This is a genomic window from Haloarcula salinisoli (genome assembly GCF_019599405.1).
GTDB lineage: Archaea > Halobacteriota > Halobacteria > Halobacteriales > Haloarculaceae > Haloarcula > Haloarcula salinisoli.
Map to the genome: position 1 here is coordinate 1,124,698 of NZ_RKLQ01000001.1, position 19,268 is coordinate 1,143,965.

Annotated in this window: 18 protein-coding genes; 5 read left to right on the top strand and 13 right to left on the bottom strand. The window is 66.7% G+C overall.

Annotation, left to right across the window (positions count from 1 at the left end; translation table 11 throughout):
* Positions 1–7: 7 nt before the first annotated feature.
* The 4 genes from EGD98_RS05775 to EGD98_RS05790 form a co-directional block, all read right to left on the bottom strand.
* Positions 8–3,139 carry an FAD-binding and (Fe-S)-binding domain-containing protein gene (locus EGD98_RS05775; RefSeq protein WP_220587397.1) on the bottom strand — a complete coding sequence of 1,044 codons (3,132 nt, stop codon included), beginning with the start codon at positions 3,137–3,139 and terminating at the stop codon, positions 8–10.
* Positions 3,140–3,237: 98 nt separating this feature from the next.
* On the bottom strand, positions 3,238–3,981 hold the full coding sequence (thyX, locus tag EGD98_RS05780) for an FAD-dependent thymidylate synthase (RefSeq protein ID WP_220587398.1): 744 nt from the start codon (positions 3,979–3,981) through the stop codon (positions 3,238–3,240).
* A 51-nt stretch (positions 3,982–4,032) separates the two neighbouring features.
* Positions 4,033–4,692: an RAD55 family ATPase gene (locus EGD98_RS05785; RefSeq protein ID WP_220588038.1), complete on the bottom strand. Its 660-nt coding sequence runs from the start codon at positions 4,690–4,692 to the stop codon at positions 4,033–4,035.
* 13 nt (positions 4,693–4,705) lie between these two features.
* Positions 4,706–5,290, bottom strand: a complete 585-nt coding sequence (locus tag EGD98_RS05790; RefSeq protein ID WP_220587399.1) for a HalX domain-containing protein — start codon at positions 5,288–5,290, stop codon at positions 4,706–4,708.
* Between the two features lie 146 nt (positions 5,291–5,436).
* Here EGD98_RS05790 and EGD98_RS05795 point away from each other — a divergent pair, with 146 nt between their 5' ends.
* Both EGD98_RS05795 and EGD98_RS21125 read left to right on the top strand, forming a co-directional pair.
* Complete coding sequence (locus EGD98_RS05795; protein WP_220587400.1) at positions 5,437–6,012, top strand: MBL fold metallo-hydrolase; 576 nt, start codon at positions 5,437–5,439, stop codon at positions 6,010–6,012.
* A gap of 42 nt (positions 6,013–6,054) precedes the next feature.
* A complete protein-coding gene (locus EGD98_RS21125) occupies positions 6,055–7,581 on the top strand; it encodes a PAS domain-containing sensor histidine kinase (RefSeq protein ID WP_220587401.1) in 1,527 nt (508 codons plus the stop codon).
* 23 nt (positions 7,582–7,604) lie between these two features.
* On the opposite strand, the gene EGD98_RS05805 is transcribed toward EGD98_RS21125, so the two are convergent.
* The 5 genes from EGD98_RS05805 to EGD98_RS05825 form a co-directional block, all read right to left on the bottom strand.
* Positions 7,605–8,423: an ATPase gene (locus EGD98_RS05805; RefSeq protein ID WP_220587402.1), complete on the bottom strand. Its 819-nt coding sequence runs from the start codon at positions 8,421–8,423 to the stop codon at positions 7,605–7,607.
* The gene (locus EGD98_RS05810; RefSeq protein ID WP_220587403.1) at positions 8,420–8,689 is read right to left on the bottom strand and encodes a DUF5827 family protein; all 270 of its coding nucleotides are present in this window, start codon (positions 8,687–8,689) and stop codon (positions 8,420–8,422) included. The genes EGD98_RS05805 and EGD98_RS05810 overlap by 4 nt, the downstream gene beginning before the upstream one ends.
* A 94-nt stretch (positions 8,690–8,783) precedes the next feature.
* A complete protein-coding gene (gene sod, locus EGD98_RS05815) occupies positions 8,784–9,395 on the bottom strand; it encodes a superoxide dismutase (protein WP_220587404.1) in 612 nt (203 codons plus the stop codon).
* Positions 9,396–9,584: 189 nt separating this feature from the next.
* Positions 9,585–11,243, bottom strand: a complete 1,659-nt coding sequence (locus EGD98_RS05820) for a histidine kinase N-terminal 7TM domain-containing protein (RefSeq protein ID WP_220587405.1) — start codon at positions 11,241–11,243, stop codon at positions 9,585–9,587.
* Positions 11,244–11,603: 360 nt separating this feature from the next.
* The gene (locus tag EGD98_RS05825; protein WP_220587406.1) at positions 11,604–13,010 is read right to left on the bottom strand and encodes a cryptochrome/photolyase family protein; all 1,407 of its coding nucleotides are present in this window, start codon (positions 13,008–13,010) and stop codon (positions 11,604–11,606) included.
* Positions 13,011–13,093: 83 nt separating this feature from the next.
* Here EGD98_RS05825 and EGD98_RS05830 point away from each other — a divergent pair, with 83 nt between their 5' ends.
* Entirely contained in the window at positions 13,094–13,885 is a 792-nt protein-coding gene (locus tag EGD98_RS05830) for an enoyl-CoA hydratase/isomerase family protein (RefSeq protein ID WP_220587407.1), read from the top strand.
* Positions 13,886–13,928: 43 nt separating this feature from the next.
* Here the strand turns inward: EGD98_RS05830 and EGD98_RS05835 are convergent, their stop codons facing one another.
* A complete protein-coding gene (locus tag EGD98_RS05835) occupies positions 13,929–14,210 on the bottom strand; it encodes a UPF0058 family protein (protein WP_220587408.1) in 282 nt (93 codons plus the stop codon).
* Between the two features lie 177 nt (positions 14,211–14,387).
* The gene (locus EGD98_RS05840) at positions 14,388–14,606 is read right to left on the bottom strand and encodes a ribbon-helix-helix domain-containing protein (RefSeq protein ID WP_220587409.1); all 219 of its coding nucleotides are present in this window, start codon (positions 14,604–14,606) and stop codon (positions 14,388–14,390) included.
* Between the two features lie 285 nt (positions 14,607–14,891).
* Between EGD98_RS05840 and EGD98_RS05845 the strand changes: the two genes are divergently transcribed.
* Positions 14,892–16,232, top strand: coding sequence for an isochorismate synthase (locus EGD98_RS05845; protein ID WP_220587410.1), 1,341 nt, complete (start codon positions 14,892–14,894; stop codon positions 16,230–16,232).
* On the top strand, positions 16,229–17,992 hold the full coding sequence (gene menD / locus EGD98_RS05850) for a 2-succinyl-5-enolpyruvyl-6-hydroxy-3-cyclohexene-1-carboxylic-acid synthase (RefSeq protein ID WP_220587411.1): 1,764 nt from the start codon (positions 16,229–16,231) through the stop codon (positions 17,990–17,992). Before EGD98_RS05845 ends, menD begins: the two co-directional genes overlap by 4 nt.
* On the opposite strand, the gene EGD98_RS05855 is transcribed toward menD, so the two are convergent.
* Together EGD98_RS05855 and EGD98_RS05860 are read right to left on the bottom strand one after the other, a co-directional pair.
* Positions 17,989–18,930, bottom strand: a complete 942-nt coding sequence (locus EGD98_RS05855; RefSeq protein ID WP_220587412.1) for a J domain-containing protein — start codon at positions 18,928–18,930, stop codon at positions 17,989–17,991. The two genes, menD and EGD98_RS05855, sit on opposite strands and share 4 nt — an antisense overlap.
* A gap of 59 nt (positions 18,931–18,989) precedes the next feature.
* On the bottom strand, positions 18,990–19,235 hold the full coding sequence (locus EGD98_RS05860; RefSeq protein WP_220587413.1) for a DUF8066 domain-containing protein: 246 nt from the start codon (positions 19,233–19,235) through the stop codon (positions 18,990–18,992).
* Positions 19,236–19,268: the final 33 nt, after the last annotated feature.

Below are 19,268 nucleotides of genomic sequence, written 5' to 3' on the forward strand. Positions count from 1 at the left end.
GGACCCCCTACTCGTCGGCTATCCGGGCTACGTCTGCCAGTTTCTGAACCGGATGGGGAACCGGGCCGTCGGTTGGACCGTCGCCGAGCTGTGTCCGGCAGGAGGCCCCGGGCGCGACGACTTCCGCACCGTCGCTCGACCGGACCTGGTCGAAGAGTATCTCTGCGATACGCTTGCTCATCGAGTAGTGTTCGGCTTCGTAGCCAAAGGAGCCGGCCATCCCACAGCAGCCCGAGTCGAGCGGGTCGACGTCGTAGCCGGCCCGGCGGAGGACGCCGACCGCGTGGTGGTCCTTCGTGACTGCCTTCTGGTGGCAGTGGCCGTGGTAGGTCAGCGATGTCTCGGGCCCTGCCCACGTGATTTCGCTATCGAGCGCGAACCGGTCGAGATACTCACAGACGCCGAAGGTCCCGTTCGCGAGGGTGGTCGTGTCCTCGTGGTCGTGGCCCAGCAGGTCCAGATAGTCGGACTGGACCATCACCGCGTCTGAGGGTTCGACGACCACCAGGTCCCAGCCATCGGCCACGCGTGGGGCGAGAGCGTCGACGTTCGCCGCCGCCCGGTCGCGGGCCACGTCGAGAAAGCCCTTCGAGTGGGCGGCCCGGCCAGACGGCCCCACGTCGTCGGGAACCTGGACGTGGACGCCAGCGGCCTCGAGCACCTCGACGGCTGCCCGGAGCACCTCTGGGTGGCTGTAGTTGTTGTACGTGTCCGGAAAGAGGAGCGCCCGCCGGGTGGCCTCGCCGGCGGGGACGGCGGGGCCGCGGTCGGCCCACCACGCTTCGAAGGACTCGCGCTCGAAGGTCGGGAGGTCGCGTTCGCGGGCGATACCCAGCAGTTTCTCGCCGAGATAGTCGCTGCCGGGGAGCTTCGCGGCCCAGTTCGAGACCGGCGCGAGCGTACTCCCGACCCGGGAGACGGTCTCGACGTTCGCGAAGAGGCGGTCCCGGAGCGTCGCGCCGTGCTCCTGGTGGTGGGCGTGCTCGACCTCGGCCTTGAGCTTCGCCATATCGACCTCGCTCGGGCAGTCCCGCGCACACCCCTTGCAGCCGATACAGAGGTCCATCACCTCCGAGACGAACTCCTCGTCGGTGGGGTCGTCTGGCAGGTCGCCGCTCATGGCCTGCCGAAGCATGTTTGCCCGACCGCGTGTCGCGGTGCTCTCCTCGTCGGCCGCTCGGTAGGTCGGACACATCACGCCGCCGGTGGTCTCCTGGGGACCGCGACAGCCGCCACAGCCGTTACAGAGTTCGACCATCCCGGCCATCCCGTTCTCGTTGGGCCAGTCCAGCGCCGGGGAAAAGCCCATCTCGAAGTCGTACTCCGGCGAGAAGCGGAGGTTCTCGGTCATATCGACGGTCCGGGCACGGGGCGGCGCGTCGCCGGCGGCGACGGCGGCCTCGTCGACACCGACGACCTGGCCTGGGTTCAGCAGCCAGTCGGGGTCGAAAGTCCGCTTGAGGTCCTGAAATAGGTCCCAGACGTCGTCACCGTACAGTTTATGATTCCACTGGGTCCGTGCGCGGCCGTCGCCGTGCTCGCCGGAGACGCTCCCGCCGTATTTCTGGACGAGGTCGGTCGCGCCGTCGGCGATGGCCTCCATGCGCGCTACCCCGTCGACGGTCTTGGTGTCGACGAGCGGCCGGATGTGGAGACAGCCCGGCCCGGCGTGGGCGTAGAAGGAGGCGAAGGTTCCCTGGTCGTCCAGGAGCTCCTGGAACTCCGCGACGTACTCGGGGAGGTTCTCCGGCGGGACCGCCGTGTCCTCGATGAAGCTGATGTGTTTGGCGTCGCTGGTCCGGCCAAGCAAGATAGGCAGGCCGGATTTCCGCAGTTTCCAGAAGCGCTTGCGTTCGTCGTCGCTGTGGGCCTCACGGCCCAGAAACGCGTGGGTCGGTGCGTCGGTCACTGTCGCGCCGTCGTCGCTGGGTTCGACGGCCGTATCGACGTCGCCGATGCGGTCGGCAAGCAGGTCCGCGACTTTCTGTTTTCCGGCCTCGTCGTCCTCGGCGTAGAACTCGACCAGCAGTATGGCACCCGTCCCGCCGGGGACGATGTCGTCGACGAGAGCACCGAACTCCTCGGTCTCGGCGGCCAGGCCGAGCAGGACGTCGTCGAGCACCTCGACGGCCGCGGGGTCGTGTGCGAGTATCGGCTCGACGTCCCGCATTGCGGTCACGAGGTCGTCGTAGGTCAACAGCGCGAGGGCCTTCGTCTCGGGGACCGGCTCCAGTGCCACGGTCGCCTCCGTGACGATGGCCAGCGTCCCCTCGCTGCCGGCCAGCAGTCGCGCGAGGTTGACGCTACCCGCCTCGCCGTACTCCCCGCGGGCCTCTGCCAGCAGGCGGTCGAGGTTGTACCCCGAGACGTTCCGTTTGAGCCGCGGGTACGATTCCTCGATGGCCTCGGCACCATCATCGAGGAGGTGGACCACCGCGTCGTAGATACGGGCTTCCAGGTCGCCGTCGGGGTCGCCGGCGGCCCGGAGCTGTTCTAGAGTACTCTCGCCGAAGGTGGTCACCGTCCCGTCGGCCAGAACTACCTCGCAGGACTCGATATAGTGGTCGGTCTTGCCGTACTGCAGCGAGTGGGCGCCGGTGGAGTTGTTCCCGATAGCGCCGCCCAGGGCCGATTTGTCGCCCCAGGCCGGGTCCGGAGCGAACTTCAGTCCCTCTGGCGCGAGCGCCGCGTTCAGGTCCCCGAGCGTCGTCCCAACCTGTGCCGTCGCCCGCCGGTCCGCGTGGTCGACCGACAGAAGCTCGTCCATGTGTCGTGTGAAATCGAGGACGACGGCCTCGTTGACCGACTGGCCGGCGAGGCTGGTCCCGCCCCCGCGAGGGAGGACCGGGATCTCGCGTGTCGCACAGTAGTCCATCACGGCGGCCACGTCGGCGGTCGATGTGGGGTAGACGACACCGACGGGCGTCACCTCGTACGCGCTGGCGTCAGTCGCGTACAGCTGCCGGGAGTACTCGTCGAACCGGATGTCGCCCTCGACGCGTTCGCGAAGCTCCGCGACCATCGCCGGTCGGGCGACGCTCCCGCCCTGATAGTCGTAGTCGACACGAGCGTCACTGGCGGGGTCAGTTCTGCTGTCGGCCGCCGAGTCGTCGTTCGGTTCCCCCTCGGTAGCGCCCATGGCTCAGGGTCTGGGCCGCCGGCACGTTAAGCTGGCGCACCCACGCCTCACCGGGGTAGCTCGGTTCGGAACAGAGATTGTCGGGCGGTGCGGACCGGCTACGGCGCGAGGCGGTTCTTCCGGTTTTTCATCTCGCGCTCGTAGTGGTCGAAGGTGATGGGACACCAGTCGGCGGCGATATCGAGCAGGTCCTCGGTCAGCCCGCGAATCTCCCACTGGGCGTCCGCGGCGGCGCGCATATCGGCGACGTGCATCAGCATGCGAGCGTTCATCGACATCACCATGTTCACTTTCGTCCCGATGGGGAGGACGAAGCGGGCGTCCTCCGGTGGCATCCCCAGGTCCAGCAGTCGCTGATAGGACTCGACAGCGTCCTCGATGGTGTCTTTGAAAATCTCGGCTCGCTCTTCGACGGTCTCTTCGTCCACCTGACCGCTCTGCTGGTTCCGGCCCACCCAGTCCGGGTCCGTCGCCGACGGTGGGATGACCACCAGCTCGCCCTCGCGGACGTCGGCGGGGTCGACGTCGTCGAAGGCGACGTAGCGCATCGACTGGACGTCGAAGGAGACGTGTCGGTGGCGGGTAATCTGTGCCATACACGACCGGGAGACCCCCTCGACGGCGAACGTTATCTGGGGGTGCTCGAACGGGCCGAAGTGCCCGTGGTCCAGCAGGTGGCCGATGAGCGTCTCCTTCTTTGCTTCCAGCGTGTCGCCCTCGACCGTCTCCATCGTCGCCTCGAAGGACTGGCCGCCGACGAACTCGTCGCTGTAATCGTTGCGAGCTCCCTTGCAGATGAGTTCCTCCGGGTCCTCGGTGGCTTCCAGCAGCGTGACTTCCATACGGGGTGGGACACCCGGAGGGTGAAAAATACTCCCCTCCGGTGGCGCCAGCTAGATTTTCTTCCAGTCGGTCGGCTCGTTGGCAAGTCCCAGCACGCGGGCCTCGCGGCCGCCGCCCTCGGCGTCGCGGATGTCGATGAGCCCGTCGAAGGCCTGTTTGATGACCTGGATGGTCTGTGTGTCGTGTGCCCCGGAGTCGATGGTGAACACGCCGATGTAGCCGGCGGCGTCGAGCCGGGACGACAGGACGTGACAGAACTTGAAGACGGTCTTCTTGTCGGTGTAGGTCAGCATCGTCGACAGCGAGACCAGCGCCAGACGGCCCCGTTCGCGTCCGGAGTCGTGCAGCCCCTCCAGCGCTTTGGTGATGCCGATACCGATGCCGGTCAGGTCGCCCGGCGAGGAGACCTGGTGGACGGACACCCCTTCGATGAGTTCGGGGTCGGCACCGCCTTCGCCTCGGCAGTCCACGACGCCGAGCTGTGCTCCCTGGAGGTCCGGCACGCGGTCGCGAAACTCCTCGACGACGCTTGCCGCCTTGTCGCTCGTGGTGACGACCACGGCACCGTCGCCGTCTCTGGCCCCGTCGGCCAGGATGTCGTAGACGAGTTTCTCTTTCCCGGTCATCGCGGGTCCTGAGACGAGGATACTGGACCCGGGTCGGACCTCGGTCAGTGCGTCGAAATCGAGAACTGATGACAGATCGTACATGTGTTTCACCCCCTCATTCTTCTTCGCCATTGCTGAGCCCACGTAGCGTCGCGATGAAGTCGTCGTCGTCTTCGATACCCCCCAGCGTGTCGTCGAGCCCCTCTCGCATCTCGGCTATCTCCTCGGTCAGTGTGGCGTACTGGTCACTCTCGGCCAGTTCCGCGCTGGATTTCGTCGCCTCTAGCGTGGCCTGCTTCTCGACGAGCGCGTAGTACTCCTGCAGCATCGAATCGTACTCCGAACGCTCAAGCAGGTTCGTCACGGTGTCGTGGAGCTGTTCGCTCCGAATCGGCTTCGAGAGGTAGGCGTCGAAACCCATCTCCAGAATGTCGAAGTCCGGTTCGACGGCGGTGACCATCGCGACCCGACAGCCCAGGTCGCGCTTCCGAATCTCGCTGAGCACCTCGTCGCCCGACAGTCCCGGCATCATCCGGTCGAGCAGGACCACGTCGACGCTCTCGTCCAGTAGCTCGAGGCCTTCGTCCCCGTTTTGCCCCATTCGGACCTCGTAATCACCCTGTAGCCACAGTTTGTACGTCTCGGCCACGTCCGGTTCATCCTCCACAATAAGTACGACAGGTGGGTCCGACTCAGACATACTATTCCTTACTACCACAGTTTCTGTATCCTCCTACATAGCCCTGTGGGTGTTTGCACGCACACCGTCGGTACGTCTGACATATCCGTGGAACACTCCTCCGCCGGGAGCGACACCGACATGGCTGGCCCGGTCGAAGCGGGTGTATGATTCGGAACCTGGCTCGGCGAACTGACGCCTTCACCAGCAACGTCTTTCTCGTCACGGGCGACCGTCGCGTGCTCGTCGACGTCGGCAACGATTTCGACGTCGTCGGCGCCGCTCGGGAGCACGTCGACGACATCGACGCCGTCGTCCTGACACATACCCACTACGACCACGTCGAGAACCTCCCCGCGGTCGTCGAGGCCTTCGACGCCGACGTCTGGGGGTACGACACGACACAGGATGGCGTCGACCACGCGCTCGAAGACGGCGACACCGTCCAGATGGGCGACGACGAGTACACCGCACTCCACACGCCGGGTCACAAGAACGACCACCTCTGTCTGTTCTCCGCAGCGGCGAGCGTCCTGTTCGCGGGTGACCTGGTCTTTGCCAACGGCAGCTTCGGCCGGACAGACCTGGAAGAGGGTGACCGCGACCAGCTGGTCGAGAGCATCGACCGCGTACTGGACACGGTTCCGGAGGACCTCGCGGCGATGCACACCGGCCACGGCCCCAGCGTCGAGGACCGACCCTACCACGACATCGAGCTCGCCTGGCAGGCGGCGCGGTTCTAGAACCCCACAAAGACATTTATCGGTTCGTCCATACCAACGAATGTGAGTCGAGACGCGCCGTCGACGGATGCCTTCCACGCAGCGATACTCGACCGCATCTCGGACGGCGTCGTCGCGCTGAACGACGATCTGCAATTTACCTACCTCAACGACCGTGCTGTGGAACTACTGGACGCCGACCGAGATGGGCTCCTCGGGCGTCCGGTTTGGGACTCGCTCTCCGATGAGGCGACAGCAGTGTTTCGCCCGCCGCTCGAACGGGCCGTCGAGACGGGGACCGAACAGTCCTGTGAGTGGGTCGGCCCGGAACGGGGCTTGAATCGGCTCGTCCGCTTCTACCCGGACGAGGACGGGCTGACCATCGTCGTCACGGAGACGACGGACCGGCGCAGTCACGAGGAGACGCTCGGACGGCTCCACGAAGCCACCCGACGGATGCTGCTGGCCAGGTCCCCCGAAGCGGTCGCCGACCTGGTCAGCCGTGCGGCGGTCGAGATTCTCGGACTCCCGCTCAACGCGGTCCACTACTACGACGAAGAGACCGATGCGTTACTCCCCGTCGTGCAGTCGCCCGCGTGTTACGACGTGCTGGGTGAGGCACCCGCACTGGACAGCGGCCTCGCCTGGGAGGCCTATCAGTCCGGCGACGTCGGCGTCTATACCGACGTGCGGGCCGCAGCCGGCGTCTTCGACGTGGAGACGCCGTTCCGGAGCGAATTACTCGTTCCGCTGGGCGAGTACGGCGTGTTCATCGTCGCGGCACAGACGACCGACGAGTTCACCGACACCGACGTGACGCTGGCGCAACTGCTGGCCGCGAACGCGACGGTGGCGCTGGAGCAGGTTACCACCGAGAGCCTCCTGGCCCAGCAGCGGGACAACCTCGAATTGCTCACCCGGATGATGAGCCACGACATCCGCAACGACCTCCAGGTGGTCGGCGCCGTCGCCGAGATTCTCGGCGAGAACGTCGACGGGCCCCAGCAGGAGTACGTCGAGAAGATACGCCGGAACACGGCCGCCGCGGTGGACCTGACCACAAGCGCCCAGGAACTCGTCGAGGCGATGCTGCGCACCGAGACCGAGCCCTGCCCAGTGGCGCTCAGGGAGAGTCTGGGCGACCAGATCACGAGAGTCGCAGAGACGGCGACGGACGCGACGATAACCGTCGACGGCGAGATACCGGACGTGGCCGTCCTGGCCGACGAGATGCTGGGCTCGGTGTTCCGGAACGTCATCAAGAACGCCGTCCAGCACAACCGCGAGCCCGACCCCACGGTGACCGTCACCGTCGAGGCCGACGAGACGGCCGTCCGGATTCAGATTGCCGACAACGGCCCCGGCATCCCCGACGCCCGGAAAGAGAGTATCTTCGGCCGGGGCGAACGCGGGATGTCGAGTGACGGGACCGGTATCGGCCTGTATCTCGTCCAGACGCTCGTCGACCAGTACGGCGGCCACGTCTGGGTCGAAGACAGAGCGGAACGCAGTTCCGCAAGCAGTCGGCCGCCGGCCGACGATACCGACCCGACAGGTGCCGTCTTCGTCATCGAACTCCGGCGGGAGTAACGGCGAGCAGCGGGCAACCGGGTTCAGTCGAACGCCGTCGCCAGCAGGGCGTCGTAGGCGTGGTCGTACGCGTCAGCGACCGCCTGCGGGTCTTTCCGTGTCTCACTGTCCAGTGCCGGCAACCGTACCGCGCCGGCCCGGTCGATGAGGTCGACGACGTTTGCGACGCGCTCCTCCAGTTGGCCCTCCTCTGGACCGCCACTGGCTATCTGGCAGGCCTTCGCGTAGCGGCGGCCGTCGTAGAAACGCGCTCTGCCGGGCTCGACGACGGCGACGGCGTCCGGTTTGAACCCGTCCAGTGGCCGCGCGATGTCGCCGTAGGACTCGACGACGGCGCGGTCGGTCGCGAGAATCTCCTCGCGCAACTCGGCGAGCGCATCGGCGTGCATCACGCCCATCAGGTCGTTGAAATCGGGTAGCGACGTGACCCGCGGGGCCCCGTCGAGCGGGAGCCGCTCGGTCGCCGAGTCGGGGACGTCGACGGTGCCGTTGACGACGAACTCGCCGACGCCCTCATCGTCCCCCACCCGGTCGACGACGAACTGGCGGGCCGACTGACCCAGGATACCCTTCGAGGGGCCTGGCGATGGGTGCCAGAGCCGGTGGATGGCGTTGATGGCTTCCGGGGACACATCCCCCGGCGAAGCGGCAGCCAGCCGACGGGCGTCCTTGCCGTAGAGGCGCCCCTGCTCGGTCGCACGCTGGTAGTCGTCGTGGTCGAACCAGTAGTTGTTGCCGGCCCGGGGTTTGAACCCGCGGGCACCGGTGTGGGAAAGCAACCCCACGGAGAAGGTCGTCTTCCCGGCGTCGACCCGGTCGCCACCGGCCACGAGCAGCTTCATTCGTCGGCGAGTCCGTAGAGGCCGACGACCTCGTCGTCGTCCGGCTCGGCGAAGACGAGTTCGTCCTGGTTGTATATCATCCACGGGATTGCCCAGTCGATGAACACCGACTCGTTGAAATCTGAGAGTTCGGCGTCGGCAGGGAGGCCCTGCAGTAGCCGGGCCAGCTCGGGAATCGTGTACAGCAGCTCCGGGTCGAGCACGTCCGCGGGCTCGTAGAGGTCAAAGGAGCGGACGTCGTCGAACTCCGCTTTGGGTGCAGGCATGGGCGACGCTTGGCCGACCGCGCGTGTAAAGCTCTCGAAGTCGGAGCCACCGCTGGTCGGGCAGGCAGCGCGCAAAAAAGTGCGTGTTCGGGAGTTACTCGAAGTGACCGACTGCGGTGCTGTACTCCTCGGCGACCTCGTCCCAGTCGACGACCTCGAAGAAGGCGTCGATGAAGTCGCCCCGTGCCGGACCGTAGTCGTAGTAGTACGAGTGCTCCCAGACGTCGAGGGCCAGGATCGGGTGGGCACCCCAGAGTGCGCCCTGGTCGTGCTTGTCGACCGGGACGTTGCGAAGCTGCTTCGCGACCGGGTCGTAGACCAGAAGCGCCCAGCCGCCGGCAGCGGACGCGGCGGCTTCGAACTCGCCCTTCCAGCCTTCGTAGGAACCGAAGTCCTCCTCGATGCGGTCGGCGAGTTCACCCTCGGGCTCGCCGCCGCCGTTGGGGTCCATGTTGTTCCAGAACAGCGTGTGGAGATAGTGGCCACAGCCGTTGTGGGTGACGTTGCCCATCGCACCGGCGGAGGAACCGAAGTCCCCCGACTCGCGGTTCTCGGCCAGCGTCGCTTCCGCCGACTCGAGCCCGTTTACGTACCCCTGATGGTGGGTGTCGTGGTGCCAGGTGAGCACCTGCTCGGAGATGTGGGGCTCCAGGGCGTCGTAGTCGTACGGGAGCGGTGGCAGTTCAGGTTCGGAGTGTTCGGACATATGAAATCTCCTCCACGATAATTGTCGGGCGGATGCCTTTTAAACGTTTAGAAGCCGTATGATACCAGTACACACGCAGTACGGGCCGGCGGGCAGTTTCACCGTGACGCTTCTCGAAGGGAAGTTTGGAGTGCAACAGGTGCTCGATGTGTCAGATACCGCCCGCAGTGTCCCGGTCCAGCTGTTCCGTCAGTCGCCGTCCGTCCGCGGGAACGTGAGTTCGAGCGAGGTGTGTTCTCCGTCTTCTCCGATTCGGATGGTGCCGTCCGCCTGCTCTATCCCCCAGTTGACCAGCCAGCGGCTCATGTCGGCCTGGTCAGACGGCCGCGGCCGGGTCTCACCCCGGAGCACCGCTCGCTCGTGGTCCGTCAGTGGAGGGCCGCTGTCGCTGACGGAGACGGTGACGGCCTCCGGGCCGGCGTCGACCGAGATGCCGACGACAGGTTCCGCGACCTCCTGGAGTGACCGCTCGGCGGCTTGGCGTAGCGAGACCCGAAACACGGGTTCGAAGAGGCCGCTGCAGTACGCCCACTCCCCCAGCGTCGCGTCGAGGACGAACGACACTTCCGGCTTCCACTCCCGGGCCGCCTCGATCTCCTCGTGGATTATCGGGACAATATCCGCTGGGGACTCGGCCTCCGGTTCGACCATCGCCGCCAAGTCGCCGGCGCGGTCGCTCACACCCAGCGCGACGGACGCCTGCTCGCGCAACACGTCGATATCGCTCACCTCGTCGTCGGCGTCCTCGACCGCCCGCTGGACGGTCGTCATCTCTTCCTGAATCGTCGCCCGGAGCACGTCGTTCAGCGCGTCCAGTCGCTGTTTGCGCTCGCGCCGGTCGGTCACGTCCCGCAGGGTCACCACAGTGCCGAACGTGTGGTCGCTGTCGCCGTCGATAGGAGTGCTCTGGGCGTCGTAGTAGGTCTTCTCCCCGTCACGCTCGACGGTGATTGTCGAACCGGCGGACTCCGGGTCGATACCAGCGAGCGGGGCGAGCGTCTCCCGCGGTGTTCCGACGAGTGACTCTCTATCCATCGCCACCAGCGAGTGCGCCGCCGGGTTCGCGTCCACGACGGTGTCGTTACTGTCGAGGACGAACGTGGGGTCCTCGATGGCCTCGACAGCCGTCTCGGTCGCGAGATGGGGGGCGACGGGGGCCTCGCTGAAGGCGTCGAACTCCAGGATAGCGACGGCGGCCAGCCCACTCGAGATTGCAAACGTCAGCGGGGTGAGGCTGAACACCACCGGACCGGCCAGCTCCGTCGTATTGAGAACGCTCGCTACCTGTGGCACGGCGCCGGCACCGAGCAGCGCTATCGCTCGGTTCTGATAGAGGGCACGCTGGTCCACGATGAACTCCACCAGCAGGACGAGGCTACTCGTGACGAGGAGCCACGCGTAGACCGCAAACAGCCAGTAGATGGGTCCGAAATCGGCGACTACGACGTTCAGTCCTGCGTAGTTCTGCACGACGAAATTCGGCCTGACGAGTCGCTCGAACGAACTGGCGACCGAGACGAGTGATAGCGCCGGTGGGATGGCTAGTCCAGCCACCCTGTCTCTGGTGATGTACTGCCCGCGGCCGGTGTACTCCACGACGAACAATGTCCAGAGCAACGGAATGAAGACGGCGCCCGCCCACTCTAAGCGGGCGAACACCTCCGTCAGCGCGACCGTCGGACTGAAAAGTTCCCCGGCGTAGCAGAGCAACCAGTAGAGTTCCAGGACCGAGGCGACCAGCAGTGATCTCGTACCGGGAATCGACTGGTTTTGCCCGATGAGAACGGTCACCATGAGGACGACGAGGACCGACGCGAACAGTCCAATCAAAAAGACGGCTGCACTCACGGTTCTGCCTCAGAGTTCATGTCTGCATGTTTAAATTTTTCGCGATTTGGGGAGATTCTATCGGCGTCGCTCCTGCGCCTACTGGTGGCGCACCCAGTGGTTGCTTGTCGGCGGGTCGTACCGTTACGTCGCGCCTGCTCTGCGGTTCCCTGCTCTGCGGTTCCCTGCTCTGCGGTTCCCTGCGCTCCGGCTCCCTGCGCTCGCCGGTTCGCTTCGAGACCTCCGGCTGATCGGTCTCGCCACGCTCGCCGCTTCGCTTCGAGAGGTGACAGCTTTCCGACGGTCAGCTGTCACCCCTGGCTTGCTCCACGGCTCACTACCGTTCGCCGTTCCGCCGAGGGATGATTCGTTCGCTGGCGCTCACGAATCACCCCTCGCTACCTCGAACATCTCGATTGCCTCCTCCCGCCGCTCGCTGTGGTCGACGATGGGGTCCGGATAGTCGGGCGCCGCACTCCGCCGCTGGGTCAGCGAGGCCTCGTGCCATTCGTGGATTATCTCGGCGCCAGCGTCGCGCAGTTCGGGCACGTAGCGCTTGATGTACTCGGCGTCGGGGTCGTAGCGCTCCCCCTGTGTCATCGGGTTGAAGATGCGGAAGTACGGCTGTGCGTCGGTCCCGGTGGAGGCGGCCCACTGCCAGCCGCCGTTGTCGTTTCCGGTGTCGTGGTCGACCAGCTTCTCGCGGAACCAGTCGTACCCCTCCCGCCAGTCGATGAGCAGGTCCTTCGTGAGAAACGAGGCGACGATCATGCGCACACGGTTGTGCATGAACGCCTCTTCGCGGAGCTGGCGCATCCCGGCGTCGACGATGGGGTAGCCCGTCTCGCCGTCCTTCCAGGCCTGGAGGGCCTCTGGGTCGTCGTTCCACTGAATCGGGCGCTCGTAGGCCTTGTAGTTCTCGGTGACGACGTTCGGGTTCGCGAAGAGGACCTGGGTGTAGAACTCCCGCCAGGCGAGCTGGGACTGGAACTCCGCGACCGACTCGTCGCGCTCGCTGCCAGGCTCGACGGCGCTCCGTGCTTCGGCGGTCCCCTCGTACACCTCGCGGATACCGATGGTGCCGTATTTGAGGTGGGCCGACAGGCGCGAGGTGCACTCCTCGGCCGGGTAGTCCCGGCGGTCGTCGTAGCGGTAGATTCCGTCGTCGAGGAACGCATCGAGGAGTTCGCGAGCGGGTTCGGTCCCGGCCGGTGGGATATCGGCCTCGGGCTCGTCGAATCCCAGTTCCTCCAGCGTCGGGAGGGGAGTGTCGTCGTCGACCTCGGCCAGCGCGCCGGCGGCGGGCGGGTCGTAGGGAACCTGCTTCTCTCGGTCCTGCCACTTCCGGCCGAAGTAGGTGAAGACGCTGTAGGGGTCGCCGTCGTTGGTCGTAATCTCGCCCGGCTCGTGGCAGACGGCGTTCTGGACGGCCTCGCGGGCCACGTCGGCCCCGTCCAGCGCCCGCCGGACCGCAGCGTCGCGCTCGCGTGCGAGTCCGGAGTAGTCCTTGCCCCAGGTGACCCGGTCGGCGCCGTACTCGGTCGCCAGGTCGGGCAGCACCTCGCGGGGGTCCCCGTGGGTGACGACGAGGTCGCTGTCGCGCTCGCGGTACCACGCTCGCAACCGTTCGAGGGCGTCTAGCATGAACGAGACCCGCGGCGGGCCGGCGTGGGCGAGCACGTCGCTGTCGAAGACGAACACCGGAAGTACGGGGTCGTCGGCGCTCGCGCGGGCCAGTCCCGCGTTGTCCGCCGCACGGAGGTCCCGCCGGTGCCAGTGCAGGTACATATCGGGTTCTGGGACTGGGCGCTGAAAAAGACGCACCCAACGCCGTCAGCAACGTTTTGGTCACGCGGGCAGACTTCGGTGGTATGACCGAGGACGCGGTACGGCTGACTATCGACGACGGGGTGGCTACGGTCACACTGAATCGGCCGGACGAGCGCAACGCCCTGGCCGAACCGACGGCCGCGCGGCTCGTCGAACGGTTCGAGGCCGTCGCCGACACCGACGCCCGCTGTGTCCTCGTCCGCGGGGCCGGCTCAGCGTTCTGTGCGGGCGGCGACGTGGCCGCGATGGTCGACGGCGTGGACAGCGACCGCCCGCCGACCGAGCGCGTGGGGACCATCGAGACCATCAACGAAGCCGTCGAAGCGGTTCACGACTGCCGGCTCCCGGTCGTCGCCGCCATCGACGGGCCGGCCTTTGGCGCCGGCGCGGGGCTGGCGCTGGCGTGTGATATCCAGCTGGCCAGCCCCGACGCGAAAATCGGCTTCGGGTCCCGTCGACTCGGGCTGCCGATCGACGCAGGCGTCTCCTACTTCCTGCCCAGAGTCGTCGGCCCGAACAAAGCCAAGGAGCTGGTGTTCACCGGCGAACTGCTCGACGCCGACACGGCCCGCGAACTGGGCGTCTTCACCCGGCTGTTCGAGCGCGACTCCTTCGAAGCGGGCGTCGAGAACCTCGTCGAGACCATCGCCGAAGGACCGACTGTGGCGCTCTCACAGGCCAAACAGCTCATCGACCGCGGCGCGACGTCGACCCTCGACGGGGCCATGGAGCGCGAAGCGGCCGCCCAGGGGCTGGCCGTGACCACCGACGACCACGCGGAGGGGGCGGCGGCGTTCATCGAGCAACGCGAACCGGACTTTTCGGGCCACTAGTGTGGCCACTGGGCGGCTGGGTAACCGGGAGAAGTCGATATACCTACAGCTTGCTCTCGGCGTCCTCGGCCAGTTCCTTCATGCGCTTGCCGACCCGGCCCGCGTCCGAGAACTCGTCTTCGCTCATCGCCGTCGCCAGCGCGTTGCCGAGGACGAAGACTGCGTGTTTGTGCTCGCTCTTCGATTTGTGGACGTCCGAAGGACGGACGTCGAGTTCGCCGTAGGGGTCGAACAGCCCCGGGTCGACGGTGTCCATCTCGTCACGGAAGAACTCCATGATGGTCACCATCTGTTCGTGTAACTCGAGCAGCTCGTCTTTGTGCATGGTTGTCCAAGCTATTCGGTCCGACCCGTATAAGAATTGCCCGAGACGGTGTACCAGACTGACAAGTCGGCGTGTTGTTCGCAACTACGCTGCCGTCGGGCGGCGCCCGACTGCCTGCGGGACCTGCGGTCCCGCACCGCTCGCAGTTCGAGGGAGCTCACGCAGTGCTCTCCTGTTTCAGAACACGTACTCGTCGTCGTGGCCCATCATCCCGTCTTCTTCTTCGAAGCCCGGTTCTTCGTCTTCGTCCGTCGGCCCGGAGGTCTTGTACGCCTTCAGACCGGTCGCCAGGAGGTCCTCGATGGCCTCCTCACGATTGAGGAACTCGCCCTGCTCGACCAGCTGAGCGATCTGCATTTCGAGGTGCTCAGGGATGTTGATCTCTACCTTTGGCATCGCAACGTTGGCACCTTTGAGCAAGGTATATTTAAACCTGGCGGGGGTAGGCGCTGGTCGTTCGAACGGTAGATTCGGCCTGTCTGGCCGACCTACACCGAAAGTCCCGGCTACTCCGACGGTTGCCGAGCCTGCCCCCGACGGCCACCCCGTCAGAGAGGGTTCATACCGGCAGTTGTCCCGGGTTCGGGAGTGCTGTCGACATCGACCCCGGCGCTGTCTCCAGCCGACCTACAACGACACTGATAGTCAGGCTCAAAGGGGCCCACTCCTAAAGGCGAGGTGATGGAACCACTGCGTGGTGCGCAGTCGACGGTCGGTGAGACGACGGTCGTCACGCGCGGGTGCCGACTCGGTTCGGGCGCGGTCCGGACTGTCCTGGAAGCCGAGAGACGACCACGCTTTGGCTGGTCGACACCGACGGAATCGATAGCGGCCGCCGGTGCCGCCGCGACCGTGACCGCCGAAGGTGCCTCGCGGTTCGACGACGTGCGCGGGGCGGCCGCGGCGCTTTTCGACACGTGTGAGACGCCGACCGGCGGGCTCCCGAGCGTGGCCCGACCGCGGCTGTACGGCGGGTTCGCGTTCCACGACGGGGACCACGACGGCGAGGATTCGCCGTGGGACGAGTTCCCGGGTGCGGCCTTCTTCCTCCCGGAGGTCCAGGTAACCGAACGTGACGGCAGCCGCTGGCTCACGACCGCGGCGGCCGGCGACGACGCGGCCGACCGGGCCGAGGCTCGGCTCGCCACGTGGAAAGACCGGCTGGCCGACGAGCCGGCGGTCAACGCCAAACGCAGACCCGGTATCGTCGCCCGCGAGCGAGAGCCCTCCCAGGGGGCCTGGCGCGACCAGGTCGGCCGGGCGCTCGAAAGCGTCGAGGCGGGGACCCTCCAGAAGGTCGTCCTCGCGCAGGCGCTCCGGGTCAGTCTCCAGTCCGAGCTCTCGGTGCCGGACGTCTTCGCCCGGCTGGCCGACACCTACCCGGACTGCTACCGGTTCATGTTCTCCCCGACCGACGGCGCCACGTTCTACGGTGCGACGCCCGAGCGGCTCGTCTCCCTTCGCGGTCGCACCGTCAGGACCGAAGCCCTCGCCGGCTCGACCGGTCGGGGAGACACCCCAGCTGAGGACGAGTGGCTGGCCACGGAGCTGCTCGACAGCACCAAGGACATCCACGAACACGAAATTGTCGCGGAGGCCATCCGCGACCAGCTGGAACCCTTTGCCGCCTCGGTCCGCATCGGCGACCGTACCATTCGACGGCTGGCGACGGTCCAGCATCTGCGGACCTCGATAACGGCCGAACTCGCAGACGACGAGCACGTCCTCTCGCTCGTGGACGCCCTGCATCCGACGCCCGCCGTCGGCGGCCTGCCGCCCGACGAGGCCTTGCGGACCATCCGCGAGACGGAGGCGTTCGACCGTGGCTGGTACGCCGCGCCCATCGGGTGGCTGGACGCGGCCGGCAACGGGACCTTCGCCGTCGGCATCCGGTCCGCGGTGGCTACCGGACGGACGGCGACGCTCTTTGCCGGCGCGGGGATCGTCGCCGACAGCGACCCCGACCGCGAGTGGGACGAAGTGCAACTGAAATACCGGCCGATGCTCGACGAACTCGAATGAGCTACCCGAACGTCAACACTCTCTGGGCCGAGACGCTGGTAGAAGAACTGGTCGCCGGCGGGGTCGAAGCGGTGTGTGTCTCGCCGGGCAGTCGCTCGACGCCGCTCACCGTTGCCTGTGCCGAACACACCGACCTGCGCGTCTATTCACACCTCGACGAACGCTCTTCGGCCTTCTTCGCACTGGGGCGGGCGAAACGGACTGGCGAGCCGACGCCGCTCGTCTGTACCTCGGGGACTGCGGCCGCGAACTTCCACCCCGCAGTCATCGAGGCCAGCCAGTCCGGGGTGCCGATGCTCGTCCTCACCGCAGACCGGCCGCCGGAACTCACCGATAGCGGGGCCAACCAGACTATCGATCAGGAGAAACTGTACGGCGACGCCGTCCGCTGGTACCGCGATATGCCCGAGCCGGCGGCCGAGCCGCGCAAGGTGCGGATGTTGCGAACCACTGTCGCGCGGGCGCTCGCCAACAGTACCGGCAGCGACCCCGGTCCGGTCCATCTGAACTGTCGGTTCCGCAAGCCGCTGGAGCCGACGCCGGTACCCGACGACCACCCCGAGGGCGTCCCCGAGAACTGGGCCGGCGGCGACCCGCTCGCCGCCGAGGGCCGCGACGGCCCGTTCGTCACGACCGCCCAGGGCGCCGGCCGACTCGACGACGCCGACCTGTCACGCGTCGTTTCGCCGGTCGAGGCCGCCGACCGCGGCCTCGTCGTCGCAGGGCCGGCGGACGGGGGGCTGGGGTCCGACGCGCTGGGGGCGCTGGCCGACGCGACGGGGTTCCCCGTCCTCGCGGACCCCCTCTCGAATCTCCGCTCTGGCTCCCACGTCGCCGACCACCCCGTCCTCGGCGGCTACGACGCGTATCTGGGGACCGACGCCGTCGCCGACTGGCCCGACCCCGACGTAGTACTGCGCTTTGGCGCCTCGCCGACCTCGAAGCCCCTGCGCCAGTACCTCCGAGACGCCGACTGTCGGCAGTTCGTCGTCGCCCCCAGCGGCCGCTGGACGGAGGCGACCTTCACCGCCAGCGACCTGCTGGTCGCGGACCCTGACGAGACGGCGAGAGATATCGCCGAGCGGGTGGCCGAACCGGGTGACCCCGCGTGGGCCGACCGCTTCCGGCGTGCCGACCAGACTCACTGGGACACAGTCACGGACGCACTGGACGGGGCCTACTGGGAGGGCGGTGTGCTGGCCGACGTGACACGGCTGGCCCCCGACCCGGCGACGCTGTTCGTCTCGAACAGTATGCCCGTCCGCGACCTGGACCGCTTTGGCGAGCCGCGGACGGCCGACCACACGGTGCTAGGGAACCGCGGCGCGAGCGGTATCGACGGCATCACGTCGACGGCACTGGGGGCGGGCAGTGCCACCGAGGACCCGCTCGTGCTCGTCACCGGTGACCTGGCGTACTACCACGACATGAACGGGTTGCTCGCGCTCGCTCGCTGTGGCGTCGACGCCACTATCGTCCTCGTCGACAACGACGGCGGCGGCATCTTCCATATGCTCCCCATCGAGGACCACGAGACCTTCGAGTCCCAGTTCAAGACGCCACACGGGCTGGACTTCGAGCCCACCGGCGAGCTCTATGGGCTGGCGTTCGAACGCCTCGAGAGTCGCGAGGCGTTCGTCGACGCGTTCGAGCGCTCCGCGGGCAGCGGTGGGACCCAGGTGCTGTCGGTCGCCTTCGACGCCGCGGACAGCCACGCCCGACGTGACGCACTCCAGGACCGACTCGTCGACGCGTTCTAGTACCGCAGGGCCGCAGCCGTCAGTACCGAGAAGCCAAAGGGGAGGACGGTGCCTAACAGTACGACGAGCCCGACGGGCGAGACGTAACCGACACCGAACAGCCCCAGCCCGACGATACTAATGGCGCTCCAGCCGCCAAAGAGCAACACCGCCACGCGTGGCATCGACTGGAGATACATTATCGTCAACAGCGTACACGCGCTGAGTATCACGTTGACAAATGGCGGGAACGCGGGGAGGAGGGCCGAAAACAACAGCACGGGGTAGAGCGCGAAGAAGAGACCAAGTAGTGTGAGTTGTCGGCCCTGGGGCAACAGGGGCCCGTGGCTGGTCGACGTGGAGACGTTCTCGCGGACGCTGTAGGTGCTGCCACTCGCCGTTGCGCTGGTCGTGTCGGTGGCCGCTGTCCGGCGTCCGCCGGTCGGTGTCGTCTCGTAGTCGCTGGTACTCCTGGTCGTACTCGTCGAGGCAGACGCCGACGCGGTGTCTGCGTCGTCGGTCCCGGTCCGCCCTTCCTGGGCGGTCTCACGACGCCGCTGTCGGGCGTCCCGGGCCTTTCGGCGCTCCTGGCTGACGCGCTCGCTGGCCCGCTGTTCCCGTCGAGCGCGGCTCTGGCTCGTACCACCGCTGGTCCCGGTGTCGCTCGAACGGGCGTCGCTGTCAGTGTCGCGACCGCTCGTCTCGGTCGCCGCGTCCCTCGCAGCAGCCGCGCCGTCCCCGACGTAGGCCTCGTGACCCAGGCGGTCGTAGCGCGCCCGCTCGTCCTCGTCGACGAGCACGTCGCGGGCTTCGATGAGCGTCTTCGTGGCCTGGCCCGCGTCGTCGTCGTCGCTGACGTCGGGATGGGTCTCCTTGAGCCGCTCCCGGTAGGCGGACTCTATCTCGTCGGTCGTCGCGTCCTCGGCGACGCCGAGCACGTCGTAGAAGCTCTCGGTCATGAGGGGCGGCGTTGGTACGTAGTCGGCAACATCTCAGTATAAAACCTCGTGACCAATTATCAGTCCCTGGTGAACTCGTCTCTCGTCGGTCCGTCGGTACTCCGGTCGGCCATCAGCTCCAGCGCCGTCGCGATTCGGCCCAGCCGCACGACGGCGAGGTAAAACAGATAGAAGAACCAGAACCCGAGGACGAGGAGGAGGCCAAGCAGTATCTGCTGGAGGATAAACACGCTGTACAGCAACACGAGAACGGAGACCAGCGCGAGCGCGGCCATCGGACCGGGGCGCTTGAGCGGGGCGGACATAGTTTCATATATGGAACAGGTAGACAAAACATT

Bases quoted from the DNA above. Each gene is read 5' to 3' on its own strand.
- EGD98_RS05845 (WP_220587410.1), top strand. From the start codon at position 14,892: ATGGAACCACTGCGTGGTGCGCAGTCGACGGTCGGTGAGACGACGGTC.
- EGD98_RS05860 (WP_220587413.1), bottom strand. From the start codon at position 19,235: ATGTCCGCCCCGCTCAAGCGCCCCGGTCCGATGGCCGCGCTCGCGCTG.
- EGD98_RS05835 (WP_220587408.1), bottom strand. From the start codon at position 14,210: ATGCACAAAGACGAGCTGCTCGAGTTACACGAACAGATGGTGACCATC.
- EGD98_RS05790 (WP_220587399.1), bottom strand. From the start codon at position 5,290: ATGTCTGAGTCGGACCCACCTGTCGTACTTATTGTGGAGGATGAACCG.
- EGD98_RS05775 (WP_220587397.1), bottom strand. From the start codon at position 3,139: ATGGGCGCTACCGAGGGGGAACCGAACGACGACTCGGCGGCCGACAGC.
- EGD98_RS05855 (WP_220587412.1), bottom strand. From the start codon at position 18,930: ATGACCGAGAGCTTCTACGACGTGCTCGGCGTCGCCGAGGACGCGACG.
- EGD98_RS05830 (WP_220587407.1), top strand. From the start codon at position 13,094: ATGACCGAGGACGCGGTACGGCTGACTATCGACGACGGGGTGGCTACG.
- EGD98_RS05795 (WP_220587400.1), top strand. From the start codon at position 5,437: ATGATTCGGAACCTGGCTCGGCGAACTGACGCCTTCACCAGCAACGTC.
- EGD98_RS05785 (WP_220588038.1), bottom strand. From the start codon at position 4,692: ATGTACGATCTGTCATCAGTTCTCGATTTCGACGCACTGACCGAGGTC.
- EGD98_RS05810 (WP_220587403.1), bottom strand. From the start codon at position 8,689: ATGCCTGCACCCAAAGCGGAGTTCGACGACGTCCGCTCCTTTGACCTC.
- thyX (WP_220587398.1), bottom strand. From the start codon at position 3,981: ATGGAAGTCACGCTGCTGGAAGCCACCGAGGACCCGGAGGAACTCATC.
- EGD98_RS05805 (WP_220587402.1), bottom strand. From the start codon at position 8,423: ATGAAGCTGCTCGTGGCCGGTGGCGACCGGGTCGACGCCGGGAAGACG.
- menD (WP_220587411.1), top strand. From the start codon at position 16,229: ATGAGCTACCCGAACGTCAACACTCTCTGGGCCGAGACGCTGGTAGAA.
- EGD98_RS05825 (WP_220587406.1), bottom strand. From the start codon at position 13,010: ATGTACCTGCACTGGCACCGGCGGGACCTCCGTGCGGCGGACAACGCG.
- sod (WP_220587404.1), bottom strand. From the start codon at position 9,395: ATGTCCGAACACTCCGAACCTGAACTGCCACCGCTCCCGTACGACTAC.
- EGD98_RS05840 (WP_220587409.1), bottom strand. From the start codon at position 14,606: ATGCCAAAGGTAGAGATCAACATCCCTGAGCACCTCGAAATGCAGATC.